This window comes from Geobacillus sp. B4113_201601 (assembly GCF_001587475.1).
Taxonomy (GTDB): domain Bacteria; phylum Bacillota; class Bacilli; order Bacillales; family Anoxybacillaceae; genus Geobacillus; species Geobacillus icigianus.
Window position 1 is genome coordinate 1 of sequence record NZ_LQYX01000121.1, and the last position, 5,881, is coordinate 5,881.

Genomic DNA, 5,881 nt, shown 5'->3' on the forward strand with positions numbered 1-5,881 from the left:
CGATCGAATGCGTTTTCCGGCAGGCCAAAGACCAGCTGAAGTCAGGTGGACCGTGTTCGTCACGTTCGGGCGGTGAAACGGTATTGGACAGTGGTGCTATTTGCCTGCGTATACAGCATCGCGGAATCTCAACAAGACCTCTCTTCCGGCCTGGAGCTTCTTCGGTCTCGGAAAGGGCACAGCATCGTCGAGTTCATCGATGACGCCACAAAACAAGATATTCCCATTGATGTGATCAAAAAACAGCTCCATGTCGCCTAAGGGGTCCCCTGTTTGTCTCTTAGGTCATGGAAATTACTGTAATGAAAAATGCTCATCTACAGATGGTAAAAGTTATTCATTAATTATTTTATCTGATTTTCTGTATTTGTAAATAATAAAAATAAGTTTGAATAGTTGTGATTAATCTATTGCAATAAAAAGTTTTTTTGTTAAAATATGTTTAGTGATTATACCCGTGGTGCTAGATGAACTTGATCAAGCAGAAAAATAGCCCTTGCCTGCGAATCTCCTGTAGAATGAACGTGCGATCCAGCATTCGAAAGGAGAATCCCCATGCAAGAGCACTTTCATTATTACTACAGATCGAGCTAAGATTCAAAAACAATATGCCGCCATTTTCTTTTTTGTCTCCGCCCAACTGTCATTGATTCAGACGCATCTTCAACGCCGCAACCGCCATTTGGTAAAGCAAGAAGATGACATGATCATAGCGATTCACATTTTGGGGAAGCTGCTTGACTTTTCTTCCGAACGGGCATGGCATCGCTTTGTCACCGGAAATTTGTTCACAAATGGGCAGTTTCTCGAACGTTCCCGATCCAACCGTCGTTGTCGGGCGCTGCGCTGGGCGATGAAATGGATCCGCCATGAGCTGGCGAAACGCGGCCACCATCATGCCTATGTCGTCGTCGACAGCTTGCCGCTTCCATTGTGCCATGCCGCAAGAAGGGATCGTGTCAAACGGTTTCAAGGAATCGCCGACATCGGGTATTGTGCTTCAAAAAAGCAATGGTACGACGGCTGGAAACTGCACCTTCAAGTGACCGATCAAGGGTTGCCTATGGGCTATGTGGTGACGGAAGCGTCCTGCCATGATCGGATCGCCGCTGAAAGCGTGATGACTCAAATTCCTCACCCCCTATCACCTCGGGGACAAAGGGTTCATTAGCCGTGAGTGGCAAAAAAGCTGTACGAAGAATACCAAATGGCGCTTTGGACTCCGTCTCGAAAAAACCAGAAACATCGCCCGTCCGAGGCATGGGAGAAGTGGATCCAACAAAAACGCAAAGTGATCGAGACGGTGTTCTCGGTTCTGGTTGACCAATACCGGATCACACAGATTCGAGCGAATTCCATGATCGGATTTGAAGTAGCGCTCGATGGCATATGGTTAGCCTATTCGCTGGTCACACTCGGGCTAGTTGAGTTCTAACGCTCAACTAGCACCACGGGTTAGTGATTATATTTTTAGTGATATTAAGGAGGGATAGTGTGTGGAATAAAAATTTCGCATTCTTGGTTTCCGGAAGAATTTTTACGAATATAGGGGATAGTTTATATGCAGTCGCATCGATGTGGTTGATTTATGATTTAACGCAAAATAGTTTCTATACTGGTTTGAGCGGCTTTTTAACGATGGCGCCATTAATCCTCCAATTTTTCGTTGGTCCATTGATTAAGCAAGAAAGATACAAGTCCATACTTATTTACACGCAAATGATTCAAGCGATATTGTTACTAGTAATTCCCCTTGCTCACTTTTTGGGAGTACTTTCTGTTTGGCTCGTCCTGATTATTAATCCGATTGCATCTATCATTCAGCAATTTGTCTATCCGACACATGCAGCCATATTGCCAACGATTGTCGAAGAAAAATATTTAACAAAAGCTAATTCAATAATGAATGCAACCTATCAACTACTCGATGTTATTTTATTAGGAATATCTGGAGCGATTATTGCACTTATCGGAACTGTGTTTGTTTATATGTTAGGTTCAGTAACATTTTTTATAGCCATGCTTTTGTTTTTTTACATAAAAATACCGAAAACAGATTTAGAAGAGAAGGATTTGGAAAGGGACTTTTCTTTAAAAGATAAGTGGGAAAACTATAAAGCGGATTTGAAAAACGGATATCAGTTTATAAAAGGTTCATTGATCCCAAAATTTTTGTTAGCTGCAATTTTAGCAAATTTTATCATCGGGGCTGTATCAGCCATATTACCGGAATACGCTGTTTATCGTGGGGGAAGTGATATTTATGGATGGTATTTGGCGGCAATGTCTTTTGGGTTATTGATAGGGTCTACAATTAGTTCGTTTTTTAGTCAATTTCCTTTAGGTAAGGTAACCATTATCGGATTTTTCTGTTCAGGATTAAGTTGGTTTTTGTCAGGTATTACCAATATTCATTTACTTTCTGTTATTTTGTTTGGAGGAAGTTATGTAGCAATAGGAATAACAAATGTCTTGTTCCTCTCTTCTCTGCAGAAAATTGTACCTAGTGATTTACTAGGAAGGGTTTTCTCTTTTATTGTGGGGGCAATATCTATTGCTGCACCATTAGGATCTTTAACTGGAGGCACAATGGCTCCTTTTATTGGCAGTTGGATTATCTTTATTTTTGGCAGTATTGCCATGGTATTCGTTTCTATATATTGGTTAGTAATGCCTACATTAAGAAATTTGCCTATAACGGATGCACTTGAATATAGACATCTTTTTTCCGACTAAGCAGATATGATATCTGCTTAGTTTTTTAGGTTCATCACCAAATTTTGTGATTTAGTGACAAAAAAGAGAAAGCACTGACGAGATCCTGGCAATAATGTTAGCGGTGAAATCAACATGAAGGAGGTCTCGTAAGTGCTTTCGATACCACTAGGATTGCCAGAATGTAAAGTGATTAAACAAGAACCTGTAGATGAGCAAATTCGCTAACATAAATTGACAACCAAACAAAAAAGGAGACATGAACCCAGCTCCTTGAGTAAAATAGATGTGCTCAAACTACCCACAAGGAGGTTCATGTCTTAGGAACCGATGAGCACATCATCACGGAATCCACCCATTTTTCATGACGTTTGGGTTGGCGCTTTACTTCTCGAAGCCGGTCATCAAGCCTCTCGTTCATCTTGTCGATGCCCTGTACCAAGGGATGTTCGGGAACGTTGACCGATGTCCATCACTGGAGTTTTCATCCCAACCATCGAACGACGCTCAGCCATTTTTTTACGAAAAGCCCTTGGGATGAAGAGACGTTGCTTCGCAAACTCCAGCCATGGATCCTTCAGCGCATCCAGCGAATCGCCAAACGGGAGAATCAACCCCTTTTTGTTTCGATGGATGATACGATTTGCCAAAAAACGAAGCCTTCGTCACGGGCTGTCCATGCCATCCAAGGGTGTGACTGGCATTTCTCTCACAGCGATCATCAATGGGTCTGGGGGCATTCGCTTGTTTGGCTGATGGTGCACACCTTCACCCAAGCGTTTCCGTTCGCCTTTCGTCTGTATGACAAGACGGCGGGAAGAAGCAAGATCGACCTAGCGATCGAGATGCTTTCTTCGCTCAAGGGGAAGCAGGCCCAGCGGGGGTGCGTGGCGAATACCTCTCTTCATTTACATCAAACCATATGTAAAAATGTTTGAAATGCTTTATATGCAAAGCTTATACCAAAGCCAATTAATGTGATTCCTGCTGCGACTGATAGCCATTTTAACCACTTTTCACTTATCATTTTTCTTCCGAAATGTACAGATAGTGCTACTGTCAAATCCCATAATGCGATACCCAAAAATATGGCGCTACTTTTAGCAAGTGCCTGATACTTTTCCACAGAGTTCAATTCCATAGCTAATACCGATCCATAGATGCTAACCCAAAAGACAATATTGAGTGGATTCGATATAGCAATGGAGAATCCTGAAAGATATGATTTGAACAAACCTTCTTTGTTAACCTCCCCACTTATTTCAATTTTTTTAAATGCTTCCCTTATGCTGTCGTAACCCAAATAACATAAAATAAAGAAACCAGAGAGCCACATGATAAGCTGTACAACGGACTTGGTTAAAAAAGCGGCTAAACCAAAAAAGATTGCAAACATTAGGACAATATCCGCTGACATTCCTCCCAATCCAACAACCCATGAATGAAAAAACCCATATTTTATTCCCCGCTTCACCATTTCTACATTAATAGGCCCAATAGGAATGGATAAAGATAAGCCGAGAAGAATCGAAGCAAAAAAACCATTTAGCATCTATTTAATCTCTCCTTTTTAATGGACATCTCATTAAACTTTCTTCATTGATATCAGGTAATATATATTGTTTCCATTCTCTTTTATGGTGGTCTCCATAATCGCCTATATCTGGATGAGGAGGAATTGCATCGTATTGTTTTAATCTGGATCTAATAATTTCTCTTACTTGTTGACCTTTTGGAGTATCCCCAGTAATATCATCAAGTGTACCTCTCGGTTGGAAAGTAATTTCAAGCCCATTAGCTGTGTATCTGCTTTTTCTTGCATGATAAATAGGAGCTCTGCAGACAACAAAAATAGGTTCTCCCCCAAAACAATACTCCCACTTAGGATGGTTTGGATCTTCAGGGATATCTGTACACCAAGGTTCAAGATCATGATCCATTAAAAACTGTAACACTTTCCAAAATTGTTTTTTGTAGTATTCTGCATACACTTTTTCTGTCGGTGGTTTAAAAAATGCGACTAAAGTTGTGCGTTTTCCAATATTTCTATATGTCTTAATGTATTCATACAAACCATCTCTTAACCTTAAGAGTTCATTTTCATCGGATGTTGATTGTACAAAAATATATCTGGATAGTCCCTTTTTCTCAGCTTCTACTGCAAAATAACATGGGTAAGGATGTTCCTTATCTAGGATATTATTCCTAAAATTCAGATAGCATTCTAACTCCCAATCTTTTAATCTCCCTTCCTCCATTCTCCTTTTTATTTCATGTTGATCTAAGGGGCTGGTGATTTAAGGGAACATGGGGCTTCCCGGCATCATTTCTCAAATAGAAAAACTTTGTAGCATCAGTACTTTTTTTCACATGTTCATCCATTGAGCAGGGGAAACAGCTGTTTTTCACCAGCCTTCTAAAATTATTTCAGTTTTGGCCAACATAAATTATATCCTCCCAAAATTAATATAAGTTTAAAAGTAAATACTATATAAGTTGCAATAAAGAATTTCCGATTTTTCGTTGCGGGTTTCATCTAAGTGCAAGTTGATATGAGAGGAATCAGCGGATGTAAAACAAAATTTCAACTTACTATATACTGTAGATGAGCATTTTTCATCACATTAATTTCCATGCCCTAAGAGACAAAGAGGGAAAGGCATGTTTTGAAACAGTCAAGTAAAACTTTTGGTTAAGATCTATTTTTTTGATTTTTCATTGAAAATTATATTATTTTTAATAGATTTTGTCAACAATAAACTCATTTTACTGTAGATAAGCAAATTTGCTAACACAAATTGACAACTAAACCAAAAAGGAGACATGAACCCAGCTCCTTGAGTAAAATAGATGTGCTCAAATCCGTTCACACAAGGAGGTTCATGTCTCATGAATCGATGAGCACATCATCAAGGAATCCACAAGTTTTTCATGATGCTGGGATTGGCGCTTGATTTCTCGAAGCCGGTCATCAAGCCTCTCGTTCACCTTGTCGACGCCTTAACTACCAAGGGATGTTCGGGGACATTGACGGATGTCCGGTACTGGAGTTTTCACCCGAATCATCGAACGACATTGAGCCACTTTTTTACGAAAAGCCCTTGGAACGAGGAAAAACTGCTTGAGAAGCTGCAAGAATGGATCCTTCGCCAGATCGAACGCCTGG

The 5,881-nt window shown here is 40.3% G+C and carries 3 protein-coding genes and 4 pseudogenes; 5 read left to right on the forward strand and 2 right to left on the reverse strand.

The window, feature by feature from the left end; genetic code table 11:
* From B4113_RS16460 to B4113_RS16475, 4 genes and pseudogenes are all read left to right on the forward strand, one after another.
* A pseudogene (locus B4113_RS16460) lies at positions 1 to 261 on the forward strand (IS701 family transposase); the annotation flags it as partial.
* Between the two features lie 294 nt (positions 262 to 555).
* Positions 556 to 1,435: pseudogene (locus tag B4113_RS16465) on the forward strand (IS982 family transposase).
* A gap of 59 nt (positions 1,436 to 1,494) precedes the next feature.
* Positions 1,495 to 2,736: an MFS transporter gene (locus B4113_RS16470; RefSeq protein WP_081897192.1), complete on the forward strand. Its 1,242-nt coding sequence runs from the start codon at positions 1,495 to 1,497 to the stop codon at positions 2,734 to 2,736.
* A 343-nt stretch (positions 2,737 to 3,079) separates the two neighbouring features.
* Positions 3,080 to 3,575: pseudogene (locus tag B4113_RS16475) on the forward strand (transposase); the annotation flags it as partial.
* Positions 3,576 to 3,628: 53 nt separating this feature from the next.
* Here the strand turns inward: B4113_RS16475 and B4113_RS16480 are convergent.
* Both B4113_RS16480 and B4113_RS16485 read right to left on the reverse strand, forming a co-directional pair.
* Positions 3,629 to 4,267 (reverse strand): LysE family translocator, encoded by a 639-nt coding sequence (locus tag B4113_RS16480; RefSeq protein WP_033843416.1) that lies wholly within the window; start codon positions 4,265 to 4,267, stop codon positions 3,629 to 3,631.
* A gap of 4 nt (positions 4,268 to 4,271) precedes the next feature.
* Positions 4,272 to 4,973, reverse strand: a complete 702-nt coding sequence (locus B4113_RS16485; RefSeq protein WP_061912686.1) for a YqcI/YcgG family protein — start codon at positions 4,971 to 4,973, stop codon at positions 4,272 to 4,274.
* Between the two features lie 673 nt (positions 4,974 to 5,646).
* On the opposite strand from B4113_RS16485, the pseudogene B4113_RS20840 reads away from it, so the two are divergent.
* Positions 5,647 to 5,881 (forward strand): annotated as a pseudogene (locus tag B4113_RS20840) (IS701 family transposase); the annotation flags it as partial.

What these genes read in the sequence shown, in the direction of transcription:
- B4113_RS16480 (WP_033843416.1), bottom strand. Translation starts at nt 4,267, where the DNA reads ATGCTAAATGGTTTTTTTGCTTCGATTCTTCTCGGCTTATCTTTATCC.
- B4113_RS16485 (WP_061912686.1), bottom strand. Translation starts at nt 4,973, where the DNA reads ATGGAGGAAGGGAGATTAAAAGATTGGGAGTTAGAATGCTATCTGAAT.